At 35.5% G+C, this 19,418-nt stretch carries 22 protein-coding genes; 9 read left to right on the forward strand and 13 right to left on the reverse strand.

Annotation, left to right across the window (positions count from 1 at the left end; all coding sequences use genetic code 11):
- The first annotated feature begins 176 nt into the window (after positions 1-176).
- Positions 177-665: a restriction endonuclease gene (locus C6H25_RS01710; RefSeq protein ID WP_104747770.1), complete on the forward strand. Its 489-nt coding sequence runs from the start codon at positions 177-179 to the stop codon at positions 663-665.
- On the opposite strand, the gene C6H25_RS01715 is transcribed toward C6H25_RS01710, so the two are convergent.
- The 13 genes from C6H25_RS01715 to C6H25_RS01775 form a co-directional block, all read right to left on the reverse strand.
- Positions 662-2,998 carry an outer membrane beta-barrel protein gene (locus tag C6H25_RS01715; RefSeq protein WP_233707299.1) on the reverse strand — a complete coding sequence of 779 codons (2,337 nt, stop codon included), beginning with the start codon at positions 2,996-2,998 and terminating at the stop codon, positions 662-664. The genes C6H25_RS01710 and C6H25_RS01715 overlap by 4 nt on opposite strands.
- A 175-nt stretch (positions 2,999-3,173) precedes the next feature.
- Positions 3,174-3,431, reverse strand: coding sequence for a 30S ribosomal protein S18 (gene rpsR / locus C6H25_RS01720; RefSeq protein ID WP_104747771.1), 258 nt, complete (start codon positions 3,429-3,431; stop codon positions 3,174-3,176).
- 22 nt (positions 3,432-3,453) lie between these two features.
- Entirely contained in the window at positions 3,454-3,993 is a 540-nt protein-coding gene (locus C6H25_RS01725; RefSeq protein ID WP_104747772.1) for a single-stranded DNA-binding protein, read from the reverse strand.
- Positions 3,994-4,035: 42 nt separating this feature from the next.
- Entirely contained in the window at positions 4,036-4,494 is a 459-nt protein-coding gene (rpsF, locus tag C6H25_RS01730) for a 30S ribosomal protein S6 (protein ID WP_104747773.1), read from the reverse strand.
- A 68-nt stretch (positions 4,495-4,562) separates the two neighbouring features.
- On the reverse strand, positions 4,563-5,630 hold the full coding sequence (gene holA / locus C6H25_RS01735) for a DNA polymerase III subunit delta (protein ID WP_104747774.1): 1,068 nt from the start codon (positions 5,628-5,630) through the stop codon (positions 4,563-4,565).
- On the reverse strand, positions 5,631-7,562 hold the full coding sequence (locus C6H25_RS01740; protein ID WP_104747775.1) for an RNB domain-containing ribonuclease: 1,932 nt from the start codon (positions 7,560-7,562) through the stop codon (positions 5,631-5,633).
- Positions 7,562-8,356, reverse strand: a complete 795-nt coding sequence (locus C6H25_RS01745) for a shikimate dehydrogenase (RefSeq protein WP_104747776.1) — start codon at positions 8,354-8,356, stop codon at positions 7,562-7,564. The genes C6H25_RS01740 and C6H25_RS01745 overlap by 1 nt, the downstream gene beginning before the upstream one ends.
- A 15-nt stretch (positions 8,357-8,371) precedes the next feature.
- The gene (locus tag C6H25_RS01750; protein ID WP_104747777.1) at positions 8,372-8,938 is read right to left on the reverse strand and encodes an SH3 domain-containing protein; all 567 of its coding nucleotides are present in this window, start codon (positions 8,936-8,938) and stop codon (positions 8,372-8,374) included.
- A gap of 5 nt (positions 8,939-8,943) precedes the next feature.
- On the reverse strand, positions 8,944-9,951 hold the full coding sequence (gene purM, locus C6H25_RS01755; RefSeq protein ID WP_104747778.1) for a phosphoribosylformylglycinamidine cyclo-ligase: 1,008 nt from the start codon (positions 9,949-9,951) through the stop codon (positions 8,944-8,946).
- An 11-nt stretch (positions 9,952-9,962) separates the two neighbouring features.
- A complete protein-coding gene (gene yejB, locus C6H25_RS01760) occupies positions 9,963-11,012 on the reverse strand; it encodes a microcin C ABC transporter permease YejB (protein ID WP_104747779.1) in 1,050 nt (349 codons plus the stop codon).
- Positions 11,009-12,799 (reverse strand): extracellular solute-binding protein, encoded by a 1,791-nt coding sequence (locus tag C6H25_RS01765; protein ID WP_104747780.1) that lies wholly within the window; start codon positions 12,797-12,799, stop codon positions 11,009-11,011. Before C6H25_RS01765 ends, yejB begins: the two co-directional genes overlap by 4 nt.
- Positions 12,800-13,780 (reverse strand): tryptophan--tRNA ligase, encoded by a 981-nt coding sequence (gene trpS / locus C6H25_RS01770; protein WP_104747781.1) that lies wholly within the window; start codon positions 13,778-13,780, stop codon positions 12,800-12,802.
- A gap of 91 nt (positions 13,781-13,871) precedes the next feature.
- Positions 13,872-14,582 (reverse strand): methyltransferase domain-containing protein, encoded by a 711-nt coding sequence (locus tag C6H25_RS01775; RefSeq protein WP_104747782.1) that lies wholly within the window; start codon positions 14,580-14,582, stop codon positions 13,872-13,874.
- A gap of 121 nt (positions 14,583-14,703) precedes the next feature.
- On the opposite strand from C6H25_RS01775, the gene secG reads away from it, so the two are divergent.
- The 8 genes from secG to C6H25_RS01815 all read left to right on the forward strand — a co-directional run bounded on the left by secG (position 14,704) and on the right by C6H25_RS01815 (position 19,418).
- The gene (secG, locus tag C6H25_RS01780) at positions 14,704-15,297 is read left to right on the forward strand and encodes a preprotein translocase subunit SecG (protein ID WP_199768912.1); all 594 of its coding nucleotides are present in this window, start codon (positions 14,704-14,706) and stop codon (positions 15,295-15,297) included.
- The gene (frr, locus tag C6H25_RS01785) at positions 15,297-15,854 is read left to right on the forward strand and encodes a ribosome recycling factor (RefSeq protein ID WP_104747784.1); all 558 of its coding nucleotides are present in this window, start codon (positions 15,297-15,299) and stop codon (positions 15,852-15,854) included. The genes secG and frr overlap by 1 nt, the downstream gene beginning before the upstream one ends.
- 5 nt (positions 15,855-15,859) lie before the next feature.
- Positions 15,860-16,465 (forward strand): orotate phosphoribosyltransferase, encoded by a 606-nt coding sequence (gene pyrE / locus C6H25_RS01790; RefSeq protein ID WP_104747785.1) that lies wholly within the window; start codon positions 15,860-15,862, stop codon positions 16,463-16,465.
- 37 nt (positions 16,466-16,502) lie between these two features.
- Positions 16,503-16,937: an RDD family protein gene (locus C6H25_RS01795; protein ID WP_233707302.1), complete on the forward strand. Its 435-nt coding sequence runs from the start codon at positions 16,503-16,505 to the stop codon at positions 16,935-16,937.
- Between the two features lie 2 nt (positions 16,938-16,939).
- Complete coding sequence (locus tag C6H25_RS01800) at positions 16,940-17,626, forward strand: SIR2 family NAD-dependent protein deacylase (protein ID WP_104747787.1); 687 nt, start codon at positions 16,940-16,942, stop codon at positions 17,624-17,626.
- A 114-nt stretch (positions 17,627-17,740) separates the two neighbouring features.
- Positions 17,741-18,142 (forward strand): NAD(P)H-quinone oxidoreductase subunit 3, encoded by a 402-nt coding sequence (locus C6H25_RS01805; RefSeq protein WP_021435513.1) that lies wholly within the window; start codon positions 17,741-17,743, stop codon positions 18,140-18,142.
- Entirely contained in the window at positions 18,142-18,621 is a 480-nt protein-coding gene (locus C6H25_RS01810) for a NuoB/complex I 20 kDa subunit family protein (RefSeq protein ID WP_104747788.1), read from the forward strand. Before C6H25_RS01805 ends, C6H25_RS01810 begins: the two co-directional genes overlap by 1 nt.
- The gene (locus C6H25_RS01815; protein ID WP_104747789.1) at positions 18,621-19,418 is read left to right on the forward strand and encodes an NADH-quinone oxidoreductase subunit C; all 798 of its coding nucleotides are present in this window, start codon (positions 18,621-18,623) and stop codon (positions 19,416-19,418) included. The genes C6H25_RS01810 and C6H25_RS01815 overlap by 1 nt, the downstream gene beginning before the upstream one ends.

Raw genomic sequence — 19,418 nt, forward strand, 5'->3', positions numbered from 1 at the left:
TCAAGCTAAAATGTGGCATAATCGCTCTTAGTAATTTGAAGTTAGAAAGGTTTAAGTGTTAGCTCTCTCTTAGTAGAAAACGCCCTTTTTAAAACACGAACGCATGAAACTATATAGCTTTCCACAGATTAAATCTTATTTTGATATGCTTAATCAAAAAGTATGGAGACAATATTATGGCAAAAAATAAGAATATTGTAATTTTAAAAAATATTGATGACTTGAAAGATGAAATTGATTATAAAGACTTTGAATATAAAGAGCATTTTAACTTGTTGTGTGAATTAATCCCTAACAATGATTTAGAAAAATTAGAAATTAAAGCTATTGATGAAAAGAACATGAAGACTGAAGGGCTTGTATATGTGTTTGTTATTCAAGGTAAAATTTTCAAAATCGGTCAAAGTGTCAGAAACATAGGAGGGCGTGTATCAAATTATAATGGTGGTAAAAACCCTCGTAATGATACAAATCATTTTATATTAAAATCGCTTTTAAAAATTAATAAAATCGTGCAAGTATATGCGTTTTTCCCAGAAAAACATACTTACACTTTGTTTGGTGAGACCCATCAAGATAGCCCTACTAGGCTAGCCGAAAAAATAATTACAAAAAATTTTAAAGATAAGCACAAAAAACTTCCTATCGGTTGCAAACAAAACTAAAATATCCAACCATAATTAAAATAAATATGCATGTTTTTTGGCGTCTCACTTAATTCTACTTCGCTTATAGTGGTGTCTTGCACGCTTTTAGCGTTGATGTTTTGCTTAAGTAAGGGCAAGGCTATGCCAATAGAAAACTTAGAATGCTTGTAGCGGTAATTAATGCCGGTTGTAAAATGGATATTCCCTAAGTTTTTATTGAGTTTAATTAGCCCATTGCTCTTATAATTATTCCATAAGCCCCTAAGACCACCAAAAATCCCAAAAACACTACGAACGCTGTCATTAGTATAACTCGTATAAAAATCTATAAGCAAATTGCTCCCCACTCCCAAACCTAATTGCGTTACTTGATTTAAAACACCTTTAAGATTTGCATTATTGTAATTAAAAAAGCCGTAGTAGGATAATCCTATATAGTCATTAAAATATTGCTGATAGCCTAGCATGGCATTAAAGCCTAGCATAGGGGCTTTAAGGGTTTGTTCTTTGGTGCTAGTTTGAATATCATTATTATTTGCTTGATTTGAAAGTGCGATAAAAGCGTTGCTTAAATGCTCGCTAAACATAGAACTTAAGCTTGCATTGATAGAACTTTCTGTGCGGGTGGTGCTATTATCTTGGCTAGGAAGTTGCAAGTAGCGAGATGATACGCTTACTTGAGCATGTTGCAAACCTTGCTCTTTTTGTGCTACAACAGAGATGCTTGGAATATGTTCAAGGGGTCTGCATTCTGTTTTATTATTTACATTAATCCCATCACAATCGTATCGTTTTGCTTTATTTTCTCCAAGCTCATGCTTTACCTTACTTACATCATCAACTACTTCTACTTGTCCTTTACCATCAAAATAAATAGGCAATTTGCCTTTAGCCCCTAATTGTATCCACGCATCAATAGTTAGAGCCGGAAAACCATCGCTTAAAGAGCTTGTCATATTGCCCGTATGAGAGCCACCATTTCCAAGTGCATATCCTTTAGTGTGTGCAAATTCATGTAAGACAACATGAGCGTTACCATATTTTTGCATACAATTTCCAACAGCAAGTTCATTAGGTGCGTCGCAATATTTATTATCTTTTAGTAAATCTAGCTTGCCAAGATTTAGAAATTCAGATTTTACAGCAAAATAACTACCTCCTGCTTTCGCCTGTCCTCGCACATTGCTTGTATTGGCAAGCACTCTTAAGCTTAGGTTTGGGGCATCAGTTCTAAACTTATCAATAACCGTTTGTGGCTCAATGATACCCCCTTTCCAACCATTCCAAAACTTAAAGGGTGCATTTCTTACCATATCTTCCCATTCTTTTGAGTCTATTACATACGCTATGCTTAAGAAAGTATTAAAATAATTTTTAGCATCTTCTGTTGTCATTTCCACTACACATGGATAAAGATTATTGGGTTTAGTAGAAACCCCTCCATTCTTACAATAACTCCAATGTTGTTCATTGCTAAAATGCCCACTAATATTAGTTGTAATAGTATTAATGGCTTCTAAAACCCTTTCAGTATTGCCATCAGCTCCACTACCTGCCTTTATTATAAAATCTTGAGGGTCAATAGAACCCTCAAAATATTCTTTTAAATTAGGAAATTGACTAGGGTCTAGCAATACTTCTTTATCCGCACCTAGTTTGGCAATCGTAGCGATTTTAATCTCTTTTGCTTGGGAATTATCTGTAGCTCCATTTTCCAAATACTTGACTACCACATTAACATTTTCTAAATCATAAGGCAAGAAGTTTTGAATGCTGACTTTACCTTCTTTATTTTCAAGCGTGATTTTAATGGGTGCAGTAGTGCTAAAAGCACGAGAAGGGTCTGTGATATTGTCTTTCGTAAAAAGTTCTTGGCTATTAGAAGTATCAATCGCTTTTATATCTTTCTCTAGTTGCTTAATATCAGCTCCATTTTTTAAAGTAGGGTATTTTAAAACAACTTGTTCAGGCTCATCTATTTGAGGTTCATCTGCTTGGGGTTCATCTATTTGAGGGGAAGAGCTTATTTGGTCTTTATTTATGCTTGCTTGGGGTTTATTTATTTGAGAGTTATTGCTATTGCTTTGGTTATTAGGAAATGCTAATGAGGGAGGGTTACTAATTGGGGTCAATCTTTTTGCTCTTTCTCTTTGCCTAGCTTGTAATTCGCCGGTTTCAAACCCACCCTCTACAAAAAAGCCGTCTTTTGGGTGGGCCTCTAAGTTACTCAATAACCCTACAAATACTAAAGCCACGCTTTTATTTAGCTGTTTTAAATTCATTATAAGATTTTTATTATTTTTCAAAATATTTTGCCTTTTACTCTCTCTTTTTCTCTCTCGTTTAATCATGGTTTATCCTTATAGTTTATCAGTGCTATTATTGTCTTAATTTTCTTTATTTTTGATTAAATTAATTAAAAGCTATTAAAAAATAAGAGAAATAAAAGCAAAAAGCAAAAATTAGAAAAGATTGTAAATATGAAAGAAAGGGGGGGACAAGCACCGCCCCCAAAGATAAAAAGGCTTAGTGCTGTTTGAAAGGGTTGTCTATGACTTTTTTTCTATCCACAATATAAGGGATTAATGCCATATGACGAGCTCTTTTAATCGCTACTTCCACTCTTTCTTGCCATTTTTTGCTATTACCTGTCAATCTTCTAGGCATGATTTTATAGCGCTCTGATAGCGTGTGCTTGAGCATGTCTAAGTCTTTGTAATCAATAAAATTGATTTTAGCCTCAGTGTATTTGCAGTAGCGTTTTGAATAGCGTTTTCTTTCCATAATTTTCTCCTTAAATTAACCCTTAAAAAGGGATTTCTTCTTCATCTATATTGATTTCAGGCACGCTGTTTTGGTATTTAGGTGGCTGTGCCTGAGGTTTTTCTTGTGCATAAGCGTTTTGGTAATTAGAATAGCCATTAGAGGGGCTTTGAGAAAAGTTATCATGGCTTGTATAGGCGTTATTATAAGAATTAGTCCCAAAAGAAGAGTTGTCATGATGAGCTTGCTCTTCAGTAGGTTTTTTATCCATAAATTGTAAGGTATCAGCCGTAATGGTGTGGCGTGAATTTTTCTTACCCATTTGGTCTGTCCAACTCTCCAAAGTCAAGCGTCCTTCTACAAGCACACTTGAGCCTTTGTGTAAAAATTGGTTAGCGATTTCTGCGGTGCGCCCAAACAAACGCACATCTATAAAACAAACTTCTTCGCCTTGCGTGCCATCTTGTTTTTTAAAACGCCTATTTGTTGCTAAGCCAATGGTTGCAGCTGCTGAACCACTTGGCAAATACTTTAATTCTACATTCCTAGTCAAGCGTCCTACCATAATCACTTTGTTATACATAATTAAAGTCTCTCTTTAAAGGTCTTTCCAATTTAACAACGCTTACTCGCTGTGAGCCTCTGTGCTTTCTTGCGGTTTTTCGCCATGCTCACTATGCTCATGATGATGTGTCTCATGATGATGGTGTGCATGTTCAGATTTATGGCTTTCTTTAGCATGAGTTGGCTTTTTATTAGCTTTATCCACTAAAGAATGCCATGCATCTACTTCTTTTTTGCTAGTGTATTTAACAACAATAAAGCGTAAAACATCTTCATTAATGCGATACAATCTCTCAAGCTCTAAAATCATTGACGGAGGAGCTTTAAAATAAATCACATAATAATAGCCTCTCTTATGTTTTTTGATTTCATAAGCCAAGTTACGCATACCCATATCTAAATTGGTCTCAATCGTTCCGCCATGCTTAAGAATGACTTCTTTATAGAAATCAATTTTTGCCTTGATTTCTTCTTCTACTAAAGTAGGTTTGAGGACAAACATCGTCTCATAATGCCTCATTAATTCTCCTTGTGGTTGTATAGCCCTTTTTTTACTAAAAAAGGGCAAGGTCTAAAAAACTCTGCATTTTATCGTAAATAGCCTTGAATTTTTATTAAATACAATAATCCTAGCTCTTTTTTACCTTGCATGCTTTGGATATGCCATAATTTAAAAATCTCAAAAACTTTCTTATATCCTATTTCTTTCAAGCGTAACGCTCGCTTAGTATAGCCATCTATTATAGCTTGTGGGGGGGCATAGCCAAGAACTTCTAAGGCGTTGACAGCCCCTGTTGTTTTAATATGGGCAAAAAATAAAAAAAGCTGGTAAAAATACCTTTCTACCCCCCTTAAAATATCTAAATCTTTTACCCCCTCTTTAAGCAAATATTGATAAGTTGCAAGCATTTCATTTTGATTTTTGCCAAAAAGTGTCTCAAAAAGCTTTTGCAAATCCATATCCCCCGCACAGCTAGAAAGCTCTTTAATATCTTCTATGGTAATAGGGCGTTCTAAAATGGCTAATTTTTGCAAATCGCTATGCGCAATACTCAAATCATTGTTATCAATTTCAAGCAAGGCACTTAATAAATGGGCGTTGATTTCTATTTGCAAACTTGTTGCACTCGCTTGCAAAAAACCCAAGCTTTCTGAAAGATTAGGCATAAAAAAGCGTGCGTAAGTCATTTCATCTTTTAATGAGCTTTTATGAAAAGCTTTTAATAGCGTCTCACTAAGGCGTTTGTATCTGCTTGCATCATCACTCTTAGCCCCATAAAGCCCTATAATCAATCCATTGGCACTATGACGCTCTAAGGCTTTTAAAAAAAGACTAATATATTCTTCTCTAAATTTTTTGCGTGCTTTTTGCAAAAGTGCACTTTCAAGCTCTAAAACTACCAAACTAGGCTCGCCAAACAAAGAATCTTGCTCCAATAGAGTTAAGATTTTATCTGGCTCATAATCAGTGGTGTAAATAAGATAAGTTTCTACGCTAGGGTTTTTTTGAGCGATTAAAGAGCGGATTTTTTGCGTGTAATGTTTGATAAAAAAATCAGATTCTCCATATAGCAACACTGCTTTTGGAAGCTTTGTTTTTAAGTAAGTGTCTAAATCGTTGCGATAAAGTTTGCCTAATCTTTTATTGCGATACATTCAAATCCTTTGTTTAATCTCGCCTCTAATCTCGCCTGAAACTAAATCTGCTTGAGTGATTTTTATGCACACTTTTTCTAGCGTATCAAAAAGGTGTTTGGATTTTACTAAAACTTTAGCCCCTATTAGCCTCTCTCTTAACCCTACAACAATAAATTCCTTATTTTCTAAAACCACACCCTCAAATTCTTCATTAAGATGTTCTAAAGCATAGCGAGCGAATTTGCGTTTTCTAAAATCTCTTTCAATCAAAGCCACATTTTTTTGCAACGCATTCAATTCAGCGCATAAGACTGAGACTTCTTCAAGCAAGTAAGCAAGCTTTTTATCATTTCCAAACAACAATTCTTTTAATATTCTATGCAACATTAAATCGCTATATCTTCTAATAGGCGAAGTGAAATGCGTGTAACTCTCAAATCCTAAGCCAAAATGCCCCTCATTGATAGGGCTATAGCGTGCCTCTTGCTGAGCTTTGATAATAATATGCCCTACTTCATTTTCTAACCCCCTCTCTTTGGCAAGCTCTAAAACATGGCTTAAAAAATCATGCAAAGACATCTTTTTAGAGCGTTCAAATCCATAGCTAAAAAGCTTAGCACTCAAGCGTTTTTGCTGTTCTAAAGTGGGTTTTTCATGCACACGATAAATCCCTTGCCCCCCTAAAGCCTTATCTAAAAGTCTTGCACTCGCTTGATTAGCTAATAGCATAGCCTCTTCTATAATGCTATGGGCTATCCCCTCTTTATCCAAACACAAGCTTTCTAAACGCCCCTTATTATCTAAGCAAAGCATTCTTTTATCATTGACAAAATCAAACCCTTTTTTTAAACGCTCTTTTCTTAGTTCTAACGCTAAGGGTAAAAAACTTAAAAGGCTTTTTTGAATGTTTTTAGACAAAGCACAAGTTGTAGAATGACTTAAAAAATCCTCTATTTCTTCATAGCTAGTGTTAGCCCGCACTTCAATAATAGCTTGAATGAGCTTAGCCTCTTGCAAAGCGTTAAGAGGAATTTCCCACACCATAGCAAGGCGCTTTTCTGTAGCCCTCAATGAACAAGCCCCTTGGCTAAGGCTAGGGGGCAACATAGGATAGACATGGTTAGGAAAATACACGCTAAAGCCCCTTGTTCTAGCCTCTAAGTCTAGCACTGAATGCAATGGCACATACGCGCTCACATCAGCAATCGCTACAAAAAGCGTGTTTTTTTCTTGGTCATAAAAAATCGCATCATCAAAATCTTTGGCATCTTTTGGGTCAATAGTGATAAAAGGCAAGCGCGTATAATCTTGGCGTTTTACAAAGCCTTGTGCTGGCGTTTGAGAAAAACTTTGTGCCATATTTAAGGCATCGTTAGAAAATTCTGTTTTTCTACTCAAAAGGCTTAAGGATAATTTTTCATCTATTAGAGGGTCTTCTAAAGCCCCTAAAATCTCTATAATTTTACGCTCTTTAATATCTATTTCAACCACACAATGTCTAGGCAGTTCTAATAAGGATTTTTGGCTATGCTTTAAAATAATGGGTGTTTTTAAGGGGTCTTTGAAACTTAAAGCGACTATTTTTTGGCGGACTTTAGCCAAATAGCACACCATAGAAGAATGCGTTTTGATAGAAAGAGTGGCAATATAGCGTGCTATAGGGCGTTTGCGATTAAAATGGATAGAACACAATATAATGGCATTAGGGGCAACATGCTTAGGAAGTCCTTTAATAATGGGGTCTTTAGAGTGGTTAAATCCTAGCGAGATTAAAAACGCTCGATGCTCTTTAGCGTAATCAATTCTACCAATATCAAAACCTTGTTTTAAAATAAGATGATTTTTTTTAATCTCTAAAACTTCTTTAATCGCACTATTTTCTAAAAAAGCTGAGAATTTTTTAGGAACACTTTTTACCCCATAGAATAACTGCGTCAAAAAGCGTTGCATTACAAGACACTTTGCATTATTTTAAAAGCCTCTTCATAGCTTATTGTGTGATGACTAAAATATTCAAAGCTCAAAGACGCTTGAGCTAAAAGCATGTTTGTGCCATCTTGAATTTCTATCCCCATAGAATGCGCTAAGGATAAAAAGGGCGTTAAGGTGTTATACATCAAATCATACGCTAATTGAGACTTTTTAAGAAGTGTTATTAAAGGCTCTGAGGCTAGAGGTAGTTTATTATCCAAGCTCGCTGAAGTGGTGTTGACTACCAATTCAAAAGATTTTTGAGGTAAATCTTGCCAAGTTTTGCATTCACAGCCAATTTGTTTAAAAAATTCTAATTTTTCCTTAGAGCGATTTAATACGCTCACTTCTATACCTTGTTTTAATAATTCACATGCCAAAGCCCTCGCACTCCCTCCAGCGCCTAAAATAAGAGCGTTTTTAAAAGGGTATTTTAGAGTGCGATAAAACCCAAGTGCATCCGTGTTATAGCCTATAATTTCATCATTCTCTAAAATAAGCGTATTAACAGAACCGCATTGTTTAGCAATGCCCTCCACCCTATGACAAATCTTAAAAGCCTCTTCTTTAAAAGGCAAGGTAACATTCGCTCCACAAAGTCCTAAATTCAAAAAAACTTTTTTAAGACTTTTTTCTAAAGGAAGTAGCAAGGGGTGGTAATGCCCCAAAAAACCAAGCTTATCTTTATAAGCTAAAAAACAAGCGTTATGGATTAAGGGTGATTTAGAGTGCTTGATAGGATTACCAAAAACCCCAAAAGATTTTAAAATCATCTTTTAAAGCTCTTTTTAATGCAAGGTCTCTTCATGGGTTATTTTTTTTAAAAGCTTAAAAAATACATAACCTTGCATAGAAGAAGAAAATTGGATTTTTGCCCAATCGTTTTTTATCTCTAAAACTTGCACGCTTTGGTCTTTTAAAAGCCCTCCAATAACCTTACCCCTAGTGCTAGGTAAGGCACGCACATTCACGCTTGAAGGAATAACCGCATAATCGCCTAAAATATGCATGTTTTCTTGCGGTTTTTCTAGGGCATTTTCTTTGATTTCTACTTGCGAATTTTCTATATTAGGAGTGGCATCTATAGAATGATCGCTTTCATCAACGCTTTGATTTTGAGATGGCGCAACTCCTTGAATAGGGGTTTCTTTTAAAGGTTTTTGTTCTATGCTCTTATCAATATTCAAATCACTATGTGTAGGCGTATTTTCTACAGCTGGGGTTTCAACCACTTCTAATGTCTTTGAAGTCTGCTTTGTAGCATAAACTCCTCCCATATATACCAACACATACCCCAATAAAAAAGCTATAAGCACCAATAAAGGTTGTGCATAAAGCCTAAAAAAAAAGTTCATCTTTACTACCTCAACACAACAAAATTTTGCGTATTTTTTAACTCTAAAGTCCCTATTACACACGCATGATTACCTAATGTTTCAAGCACCTCTAAAAGCGCCTCCTTGCCTACAATTAAAACCATTCCTATCCCCATATTAAACACTCTAAATGCCTCTTTCTCGCCCACTTGTTCTTTAAGAATAGCAAAAATTTCAGCAAAATTTAACGCTTGCTTATGAATAACAGCGCTTAAATGCTTAGGCAAAATGCGTGCCACATTTTCTAATAACCCCCCTCCTGTAATGTGAGCTAGGGCTTTAAGATGTTTTTTGACGCTCTCTATCTCAGCCACATAAATTCGTGTAGGCTCTAACAGCACATCTATTAAAGGCTTATCGCCCAACATAGTGTGATACTTAAAATTCAAATCCTCTAATAGAATTTTATACGCCAAAGCATAACCATTGCTATGTAACCCTGAACTTTTAAGACCCACTAAAACATCGCCCTCTTTTAATGTCTTTGGGCATTCTAAATCCTTTTCTTCACAAATTCCTACTGCAAAACCCGCTAAATCAAAGTCTTTATGCGTATAAAATCCGGGCATTTCAGCGCTCTCGCCCCCTAAAAACGCTATATTCGTCATCAAACAACCTTGCGTAATACCCCGAACAACTTCTATGGCCTCTTCCTTGATTAGTTTCGCACTAGCATAATAATCCAAAAAAAATAGAGGCTTGGCAAAATGACACAATAAGTCATTCACACACATTGCCACTAAGTCAATTCCAATCGTATTAAAACGCCTTGTTTCAATAGCTAAACGCAATTTTGTCCCCACTCCATCAGCGCATGCTAAAAGCACAGGCTCTTCATACCCCTTAGGCAATTTGAACGCCCCAGCAAAACCTCCAATACCCCCTAAAACTTGCGTATTAAAAGTGGATTGTGCCAAAGGCTTAATCCATTCTACCAAAGCATTCCCTTCATCAATATCCACACCCGCTTGCTTGTATGTCTTATAAGCCATTCTTTCCTTTCTTAACGCTTTTCAAAATCAATTCTAGGGTCAATCACAGCACAAAGCAGATCACTTGCTAAACTTGCAAGCAATCCTAAAAGCGTAAAAATATAAAGCGAGCCAAAAATAACCGGATAATCCCTACTTACAATACTTTCATACCCTAATAACCCTAGCCCATCTAAACTAAATATAATTTCAATGAGTAAACTTGAGCTAAAGAATATGCCTAAAAAAGCTTGAGGAAACCCAGATACCACTAATAAAATCGCATTACGAAATACATGCGCATAAAAAATACGCCCCATTGAACAGCCCTTAGCTTTAGCGCTCACCACATAAAGCTTTCCCATTTCATCTAAAAAAGAATTTTTAACTAAAAGCGTGAGACTTGCAAACCCACCCAAAGAAATACAAAGAACAGGCAAGGTAATATGCCACAAATAATCCTTTATCTTGCCTAGCGTGCTTAAGCTTTCAAAATTATCGCTCACTAGCCCCTTTAAAGGAAACCAATGCAAATAATTCCCCCCTGCAAAAAAGATAATCAACACTACTGCAAATAAAAACGCTGGAATAGCATTAGCAATAATAATTGCCATACTACTAAGCACATCTAAAGGTTCATTATTGTGTCTAGCCTTAAAAATCCCCAAAGGAATAGAGATCAAATAAATTAAAAGCGTGCTAAAAAGCCCTAAAGAAATAGATACAGGCAATTTTTCTTTAATCAAATCTACCACTTTAATTTGGCGATAAAAGCTCTCCCCAAAATCAAACTTCAAATAGTTTTTAAGCATTAAAAAATAACGCTCGCTAATAGACTTATCAAACCCATAGAGTTTTACCAATGAGGCGTATAGCTCAGAATCTAAGCCTTGAGCGCCTCTATAAGTGCGTTCTTTATTGGCAATACTAAGCGATTCTTTAGAAGAGGCATTATCAAGCTTTGCCATTATCTGCTCTATAGGACCTCCGGGTGCGGTTTGAATAAGAAAAAAATTAATCGTAATAATTCCAAGTAAAGTAGGCACAATAAGACACAAGCGTTTGAATATATAAGCTATCATTTTGAACTCTTTATTGTATTATCCCACCACAAATAAGGGGAGAATCCATAGCTAGGGGTGTAAGTTGGCATGCCAATTTTTTTCCAAACAGCCAAACGATAATTAGGCAAGTAAAAATGTGGCACAACATAAAACCCCCACAATAACACTCTATCTAACGCTCTAGTGGCATTAACCCGTTCATCATGGGTTTTTGCCATAATGACTTTTTCAATCAAATTATCCACAGCTTTATTAGAAATGCCCGCATAATTTCTAGAGCCTTTTTCTTTAGCACTATATGAACTAAAATAAAAGCGTTGCTCATTGCCCGGAAAAGGCGATTGCCCAATCACGCCTACAATCATATCAAAATCAAAACTTTTAAGGCGGTTCATATATTGGCTCAAATCCATGCGTTTGATTTTCATCTCAATGCCTAAAATCTTTAAATTCTTAGCATACGCTAAAGCCAATCTTTCAAATGCGGGGCTATTTAAAAGCAGAGTAAAACTAAAAGGTTTATGGGTTTTAGGGTCTATCAAACGCATGTTTTTGAAAGTGTAGCCGGCATTTTTTAAAAGCTGTTGGGCATATTTTAAATTCTCTCTTAAATTATAGTTTAAAACATCTGCACCATCAGTTCTTGGCACGACAAAAGGCTCATTAAAAACCCTTTCATCTAAGATTTTTTGATAAGGGGTCAATAGGGCTTTTTCTTCAGGGCTTGGTAAAAGAGATGACGCATAAACAGAATTGTTAAAAAAACTCGTGGTGCGTTCATATTGTGAAAAAAACAAGTTTTTATTAGCCCATTCAAAATCAAAGGCATAGAATAAAGCCTCACGCACCCTCTTATCCTTAAAAACTTCACGGCGTGTGTTAAAGAAAAACCCTTGCATGCCACTTGGCATTTTATGATGGATTAAATGCTTAATGATTTCTTTATTTTCTATTGCCTTACCGGTATAGCCTCTAGCCCAAATTTTAGCCACGCTTTCAATCCGCCAGTCATACGCTCCGCTTAAAAAGGCTTGTAAAGCAATGGTTTCATCTTTGTAATACTCAAATCTCACTTGATTGAAATTAAATTGCCCTTTTCTGCTTGGAAGATTCTTAGCCCAATAATTAAAATTACGCCTATAAACAACTCTTTTGCCAATATTAAATGAAGAAATCACATAAGGACCACTAGATACCGGAATTAACAAAGGGTTTTTATCAAAATAATCTTTTTGAAAAGCTTTTTTAAAAAAGATTTGTAGTTGCCCTAAAATCAAAGGCAACTCTTTATTTTCAGTGGTTTTAAAGATGAATTTAACACGATGTTTGTCTAAAATAACGCATTTTTCTACATCTTGGTAGTATTGCTTGTAAATAGGCGAACCAAGTTTCATAATCGTATCAAAGCTAAATTTTACATCAACAGCCAAAATGGGAGCGTTATTGCTAAATCTTGCTCTTTTATCTAGGGTAAAAATCACATAACTATTATCCTTAGCCACTTCTGCATCTTTAGCAATCAAAGGATATTCTGCATAAGGCTCATCTAAACTTTGTGCCATTAAAGTATCATAAATTAAATCCAAGCCTTCTACTTTAGTGCCTTTAATAATAAAAGGATTTAAACTATCAAAAGTCCCTATTGCATCATTTCTTAAGACCCCACCTTTTGGGGCGTTAGGATTAACATACTCAAAATGCGTGAATTTATCCTTGTATTTAGGTTCTTCGCCCAAATACAAATAGGGCGTTGCTTTTAAAGTATAAAATACCCCTAAAAATAAGCCCAAAATTTTAAAAAACACTTAAATTAGCCCCATTAAATCTTTAGCTTTTTGATAAGTCTCTTTAGCTAAGGGTCTAGCTTTTTCTATACCTTGATTTAACACCATTCTCACTTCATCATCACTAATTTCTTTATATTTTTCTTGTATGGGTTTTAAGGCTTGGATAATCACTTCAGCTAATTCTTTTTTAAAATCCCCATAGCCCTTATTTCTAAAACGCTCTTCTATATTTTCTTTGCTTTCATGACTTAAAAGCATATAAATGTTTAAGAGATTAAAAATACCTTCTCTATTTTCATCAAATACAATTGTGCCAATAGAATCCGTAGTGGCTTTTTTGATTTTTCTAAGAATCACATCAGGTTCATCTAAAAGAAAAATCGCATGATTTATTCCCTTATGCGATTTACTCATCTTAATACTTGGTTCATCTAGTCCCATAACTCTTGCCCCTACTTTTGCAATCAAAGGTTCAGGCACTTTAAAGCATTCTCCAAAATCCCTATTAAACTTCTCTGCTACATTTCGTGTGAGCTCTAAATGCTGTTTTTGGTCTTCTCCCACCGGCACCAAATCCGTTTGATACAATAAAATATCTGATGCCATTAAAACAGGGTAATTAAAAAGCCCCACATTCACACTTTTTGGGTTTTTTAAAGACTTGTCTTTAAATTGCGTCATGCGTTGCATTTCCCCCATAGACACTTGACAATCTAATAGCCACGCTAATGCTGGGTGTTCATCAATTTCACTTTGAATAAATAACCCTGATTTGCTAGAATTAATCCCACAAGCTAAAAGTAATTTGACTAATTCATAGCTTTGAAATTTTAAAAACTTAGGCTCTATGGGTAGAGTAATGGCATGCGAATTGACCACACAAAAAAGGTTTTCATATTCATCTTGCATCCTAACCCAGTGTTTAATCGCTCCTAGATAATTACCCAAATGGATTTGTCCTGTAGGCTGAATGCCTGAAAAGACTCGTTTTTTTTGCATGCGTTAATTATCCTTTTTTAAATTAATTTGACCAAGATATTTTAAATTCAAATATTGTAGCAACCTAATTCTAATATTTCAATGAAACCTTTTAAGAACGCCTATTACCCCAAAAGAGTAGCGCCTCATAGCTTAATCTCTCAAAAGGCATGCGTTTAAAAAGGCACTTTTTTTGCGCGAAAGTCAGCATTGAGCCTCCTAAAAGTCCGGATTTTTTAAGATGATTAAAAAAATCTTGCTGACTCTTAAATTCTAAAACCATGCGTTTTATCTCTATATCAATATCAAAACCTAAAAAAGCGTTTTGAAGTAGGGTTTTAAGTGTATTAAGATTTCTCAAAGGCGAAGTCGTGCCTAAAAACTCATGCACTTCATGCAAACTAAAATCCGTATGAATGACTAACGCCACTTCCTTGCTAGAAAAAGCAATTTTTTCTAAAACATCTTTTAAATCCTTTGCCCATTGCAACGATGAAGAAGAAACAATTAAATCATAAGTTTTAAAAGCATATTTTTCAAAATCCGCATGCTCTAAAAAAACTTTTTGAATATTTTTAGAATGCGTGGGGTGTAGTTCAAGCATGTTTATAGAATTATCTAGGGCGATAAAATCCTTAATGCTAATAGAATATCGCTCTAAAATTTGAGCCACCGTACCACTGCCTGCGCCCAAATCTAAAACTTTTACATAAGATTTTTGATTTAAGCGTTCAAGCAATAATAAAGCAAAGTTTTGTTGCACAATAGAATTAGTGCCATAGGTTTTAGCATGCTTATTAAAAGAGTGAAGAAAACTTGGCATTGCCCCTAATACTACCTTAATGGTTATAGTTAGATGAAATTTTAGTGTATTCTTAGCAAATTTTAGATAAGATTATAGGTAATTTTTGCTAAATTTTAGGGATATTAAGGAATTAGTGTTTATGACAAGCGTGCTGTTTTGGTTGCAAATTGTTTTAGCTGTATTGATTGTAATTGTGGTCTTGTTGCAAAAAAGCTCTAGTATTGGACTTGGGGCTTATAGTGGGAGCAATGATTCTTTATTTGGTGCAAAAGGACCAGCAAGCTTTATGGCAAAACTAACCATGTTTTTAGGCTTGTTATTTGTGATTAATACTATTACACTTGGCTATAGCTACAATAAGGAATACAATAAAAGTATTTTAGATGATACCAAGACAAAAAAAGAGCTTTCACCTTTAGTCCCATCATCTGGTTCTCTAAAGCCCTTAGAGACGCCAACTAATTCTTCTCTAAACCCTCTTGCTCCAAAAACAGAACTAGCCCCCTCTTTAGAGCCAACGCAAGCCCCAAAACAAAATCCAATAGAAACGCCAAAGCCCCAAAAACAAGAAGATTTACAAAAAGAAACTACGCCTAGTAAAACTAAGTCTCAAAACAGCGCTCCAAAAAAGCAAGAAACTAAAAACAATAAACCCACTCCAACCAAAACTACCGATAAAAGCACTCCAAAACCTACCACGCCCAACACCAAAGTAAAAAAGGAAGACAAATAATGCTACAAGCTATTTATAACGAAACCAAAGATTTGATGCAAAAAAGCGTTCAAGCACTAAGTAGGGAATTTTCTACTCTAAGAAGTGCAAAAGTTTCAGTGAATATTTTAGACCATATTAAAGTGGATTACTACGGTACACCTACAGCCTTAAACCAAGTAGGCTCAGTGATGAGTTTGGATGCAACCACCCTTCAGATTAATCCTTGGGAAAAAAACCTACTCAAAGAAATTGAAAGAGCCATTCAAGAAGCCAACATTGGCGTAAATCCTAATAATGATGGCGAAACAATTAAACTCTTTTTTCCGCCCATGACAACAGAACAAAGAAAACTCATCGCAAAAGATGCCAAAGCCATGGGCGAAAAAGCTAAAGTAGCTGTGCGAAATATCCGCCAAGACGCTAACAATAAAGTGAAAAAACTAGAAAAAGATAAAGAAATCAGCGAAGATGAAAGCAAGAAAGCCCAAGAACAAATCCAAAAAATGACTGATGAGGCCATTAAAAAAATTGATGAAAGCGTGAAAAACAAAGAAGATGATATTTTAAAGGTTTAAAAAGAATGGATATTAAAGAATGCTATAAAAACGCTGGGGCATTGCTAGAAGGGCATTTTTTACTTAGTAGTGGGTTTCATTCTAATCACTATTTACAATCTGCTAAGGTATTAGAAAATCCTAAACTAGCCGAACAATTTGCCCTAGAATTAGCCAAACAAATTAAAGAGGCTCAAATAGATATTGAATGCGTATGCTCACCTGCCATTGGGGGCATACTTGCTGGATATGAACTCGCAAGAGCTTTAGGCGTGCGTTTTATCTTTACCGAAAGAGCCAATAACATAATGACTTTAAGGCGTGGCTTTGAAGTCAAAAAAAATGAAAAAATCTTAGTGTGTGAAGATATTATCACTACTGGAAAATCTGCAATGGAGTGTGCGAAAGTCTTAGAAGAAAAGGGAGCTAAAATTGTAGCTTTTGGAGCTTTAGCTAATAGAGGAATTTGCAAACGCACCCATTCTCATTTAGAGGCACAAAAGGGTGCATGCTTGCCTAGCAATTTACCTTTTTTTGCGTTAGAAGACTTTGTTTTTGAAATGCATGAACCTAGTGCTTGTCCTTTGTGTGCTACAAGCACTGCTATAAAGCCCGGAAGTCGTGGCAACTAAAAAAAATCGTGCTAAAACTCTTTTAAAACCCTCGCCCATTAAAAACACCACAAAAAATACCTACCAACCCCACCTTTCAAAAGAACTTGGGGTTACTCTACGCTTAAAAGCTTTTATAACCGACATTTTTATGATTTATACCCCCATGCTTTATTTTATGACTTATATTGTCTTGGGGAGTGCAGAGAATTTTAGAGAAAATCAAGGAGCGATTTTTTTATGTCTGTGTTGGTATGCCATTGTGCATAGCTTATTTATCGCTTTTAAAACTCAAAGCCCCGGAATGCGTTATGCGAATTTTAGATTAATCAAAAATAATAGCGAAAAAGTGGGCTTTTTCTTGGCTCTATGGCGTTTTGTTATATGGATATTTAGCATGGGATTACTGATAGGATTTATTGCACCTTTTATTTTTAAGTTTTTCTTGCATGACAAACTCAGTGGCACTCACATTGAAATCATCAAGGAATAAGAATGAAAAACTTAGTTGTCTTAAGCGGAGCAGGGATTTCTGCAGAAAGTGGGATTAAGACCTTTAGAGATTCTAATGGCTTATGGGAAGATCATGATATTATGGAAGTTGCCTCGCCACAGGGTTGGGAAAAGAACCCACAAAAAGTGCTAGATTTTTATAACGCTAGACGCAGACAACTTTTTGAAGTTAGCCCTAATGACGCTCATAAAGCTTTAGCTGAATTAGAAAAATATTATCAAGTTAATATCATCACTCAAAATGTAGACGATTTGCATGAAAGAGCGGGTTCTTCTAAGGTGTTGCACTTGCATGGGGAATTATTGAGTGTGCGCAGTGTTAAAAATCCTAATTTAGTCTATAAATGGGAAAAGGATTTACAAATAGGCGATTTAGCTGAAGATAAATCGCAACTACGCCCTGATATTGTATGGTTTGGCGAAGAGGTGCCATTCTTAAAAGAGGCTATCTATTTAATTAAAAGAACTCATGTTTTAATCATTATTGGCACTTCATTACAAGTCTATCCAGCAGCTAGTCTTTTTACTTATGCTCCTAAAGATACCCTTATTTACTACATTGACCCTATGGCTAAAAATGCTCGTATGCCTAAAAATATTCAATGTATTAATGATAGTGCAGTGAATGCTATGCAAAACTTAATGCCTAGACTCATTGAAATAGCATAGCTACTTTAGAGTAATAAGCATAATTTTTGCATTTTTCAGCTAAGGGTTAACAAAAATATGGTTTAATCTATTTCATCTTTTGCTAAAAATAATAAAAAGGAGTTTGAGAGCCTAATGCAACAAGCCACAGAAGCATTGAATCACCCCTATTTTGGCGTTTTTGTTTTGTTGGTATTCACTTTTTGGGTGTTTAACTTAACCTTAAGAATCCAACGCTTTTTAAGCCGTAAAATGGCTCAAAAAAAAGGCGAAAAGCTTAAACTTGCTCCGTATGAGTGCGGACCTGTGGCTCTCAAACAGCCTAATAGAGTTTCTCATCATTTCTATATTATGGCCATGCTTTTTATTTTATTTGATGTAGAAATCGTTTTTATGTTTCCTTGGGCGATTGATTTTAAAAAGTTAGGCTTGTTTGGGCTAATTGAAATGCTAGGCTTTGTCTTCTTTTTAACTATCGGTTTTATTTATGCTCTCAAGCGAAACGCTTTGAGTTGGCAAAATTTAGAGGTGAAATAATGCAACAAGCACCAATTGTTCTAAGCACTTTGGATAAATTATTGAATTGGGGGCGTTCTAATTCGCTTTGGCCTTTGACCTATGGCTTGGCGTGTTGTGCGATTGAGATGATGGCAACAGGGGGTTCAAGGTTTGATTTTGATAGATTTGGCACGATTTTTAGAGCCAGTCCTAGACAATCTGATGTGATGATAATTGCTGGCACACTCACTAAAAAACATGCCGAGTTTATGCGTAGACTCTATGACCAAATGCCTGAACCTAAATGGGTGATTTCTATGGGAAGTTGTGCAAATACCGGCGGAATGTTTAACACTTATGCGACCGTTCAAGGGGCTGATAGAATCATTCCAGTGGATATTTATTTGCCCGGTTGTGCACCACGCCCAGAGACTTTACAATACGCTCTTATGGTTTTACAAGATAAAATCAGACGCTCTAAAGCGATTAAACAAGATGCCCCTAAAAGGTTAGTGTAATGATAAGAAAACAATCTCCCTATGAAGATGTGCAAAGAAAATCACGCCAACATGACCGCTATAAAATCATAGAGCCTACCCCTAAAAAATATTTAGAAGGCAGTGCTTATGAAGTCATCTATAACCATCTCTCTTACAAGCATGAAATTTTAGACAAATACATAGAGACTAATACGGCTGTATTTTGGATTAAAAAAGAGGATATTTTTTCTATCGCTACGATTTTAAGGCATTTGGGTTATGAGGCTTTGAGTGAAATGAGTGCGATAGATTTGTGTGCTAAAAAAGGGCATTTTGAATTGTTTTATCAATTTGTAGGTTTTGGCGATAATTGTAAGAATCGCCGTAGGGTGCGCATAAAATGTATTTTAAAGCCTAATGAGAGCGTGGATTCCTTAAGTTTTTTATACCGCTCAGCGAATTGGAGTGAAAGAGAAGCTTATGATATGCTTGGCATTGTGTTTGATAAGCACCCCTATTTAAAACGCATTATCATGCCTAATGATTGGGTAGGACATCCTTTGTTACGCTCTTATCCACTTAAGGGTGATGAGTTCGCTCAATGGTATGAAGTGGATAAAATCTTTGGCAAAGAATACAGAGAAGTCATTGGCAAAGAGCAACGAGATAGTGCTAGGGTAGATGAAAAAGATACTTTCAATTTTGCAAAAGTTGGCTATGAGCAAGGCAAGGGCGAAGCATTAAAAGAAACAGAAGAAAAACATGCGTTTAAGAAAATTCCTTTTGTTAAGGATTTGCACAAACTCGCTCCCACTATTTTAAAGAAGAGGCTATAA

Origin of the sequence: Helicobacter cetorum (assembly GCF_900198405.1) — a bacterium.
GTDB lineage: Bacteria > Campylobacterota > Campylobacteria > Campylobacterales > Helicobacteraceae > Helicobacter > Helicobacter cetorum_C.

What these genes read in the sequence shown, in the direction of transcription:
- C6H25_RS01710 (WP_104747770.1), top strand. Translation starts at nt 177, where the DNA reads ATGGCAAAAAATAAGAATATTGTAATTTTAAAAAATATTGATGACTTG.
- C6H25_RS01715 (WP_233707299.1), bottom strand. Translation starts at nt 2,998, where the DNA reads ATGATTAAACGAGAGAGAAAAAGAGAGAGTAAAAGGCAAAATATTTTG.
- rpsR (WP_104747771.1), bottom strand. Translation starts at nt 3,431, where the DNA reads ATGGAAAGAAAACGCTATTCAAAACGCTACTGCAAATACACTGAGGCT.
- C6H25_RS01725 (WP_104747772.1), bottom strand. Translation starts at nt 3,993, where the DNA reads ATGTATAACAAAGTGATTATGGTAGGACGCTTGACTAGGAATGTAGAA.
- rpsF (WP_104747773.1), bottom strand. Translation starts at nt 4,494, where the DNA reads ATGAGGCATTATGAGACGATGTTTGTCCTCAAACCTACTTTAGTAGAA.
- holA (WP_104747774.1), bottom strand. Translation starts at nt 5,630, where the DNA reads ATGTATCGCAATAAAAGATTAGGCAAACTTTATCGCAACGATTTAGAC.
- C6H25_RS01740 (WP_104747775.1), bottom strand. Translation starts at nt 7,562, where the DNA reads ATGCAACGCTTTTTGACGCAGTTATTCTATGGGGTAAAAAGTGTTCCT.
- C6H25_RS01745 (WP_104747776.1), bottom strand. Translation starts at nt 8,356, where the DNA reads ATGATTTTAAAATCTTTTGGGGTTTTTGGTAATCCTATCAAGCACTCT.
- C6H25_RS01750 (WP_104747777.1), bottom strand. Translation starts at nt 8,938, where the DNA reads ATGAACTTTTTTTTTAGGCTTTATGCACAACCTTTATTGGTGCTTATA.
- purM (WP_104747778.1), bottom strand. Translation starts at nt 9,951, where the DNA reads ATGGCTTATAAGACATACAAGCAAGCGGGTGTGGATATTGATGAAGGG.
- yejB (WP_104747779.1), bottom strand. Translation starts at nt 11,012, where the DNA reads ATGATAGCTTATATATTCAAACGCTTGTGTCTTATTGTGCCTACTTTA.
- trpS (WP_104747781.1), bottom strand. Translation starts at nt 13,780, where the DNA reads ATGCAAAAAAAACGAGTCTTTTCAGGCATTCAGCCTACAGGACAAATC.
- C6H25_RS01775 (WP_104747782.1), bottom strand. Translation starts at nt 14,582, where the DNA reads ATGCCAAGTTTTCTTCACTCTTTTAATAAGCATGCTAAAACCTATGGC.
- secG (WP_199768912.1), top strand. Translation starts at nt 14,704, where the DNA reads ATGACAAGCGTGCTGTTTTGGTTGCAAATTGTTTTAGCTGTATTGATT.
- frr (WP_104747784.1), top strand. Translation starts at nt 15,297, where the DNA reads ATGCTACAAGCTATTTATAACGAAACCAAAGATTTGATGCAAAAAAGC.
- pyrE (WP_104747785.1), top strand. Translation starts at nt 15,860, where the DNA reads ATGGATATTAAAGAATGCTATAAAAACGCTGGGGCATTGCTAGAAGGG.
- C6H25_RS01800 (WP_104747787.1), top strand. Translation starts at nt 16,940, where the DNA reads ATGAAAAACTTAGTTGTCTTAAGCGGAGCAGGGATTTCTGCAGAAAGT.
- C6H25_RS01805 (WP_021435513.1), top strand. Translation starts at nt 17,741, where the DNA reads ATGCAACAAGCCACAGAAGCATTGAATCACCCCTATTTTGGCGTTTTT.
- C6H25_RS01810 (WP_104747788.1), top strand. Translation starts at nt 18,142, where the DNA reads ATGCAACAAGCACCAATTGTTCTAAGCACTTTGGATAAATTATTGAAT.
- C6H25_RS01815 (WP_104747789.1), top strand. Translation starts at nt 18,621, where the DNA reads ATGATAAGAAAACAATCTCCCTATGAAGATGTGCAAAGAAAATCACGC.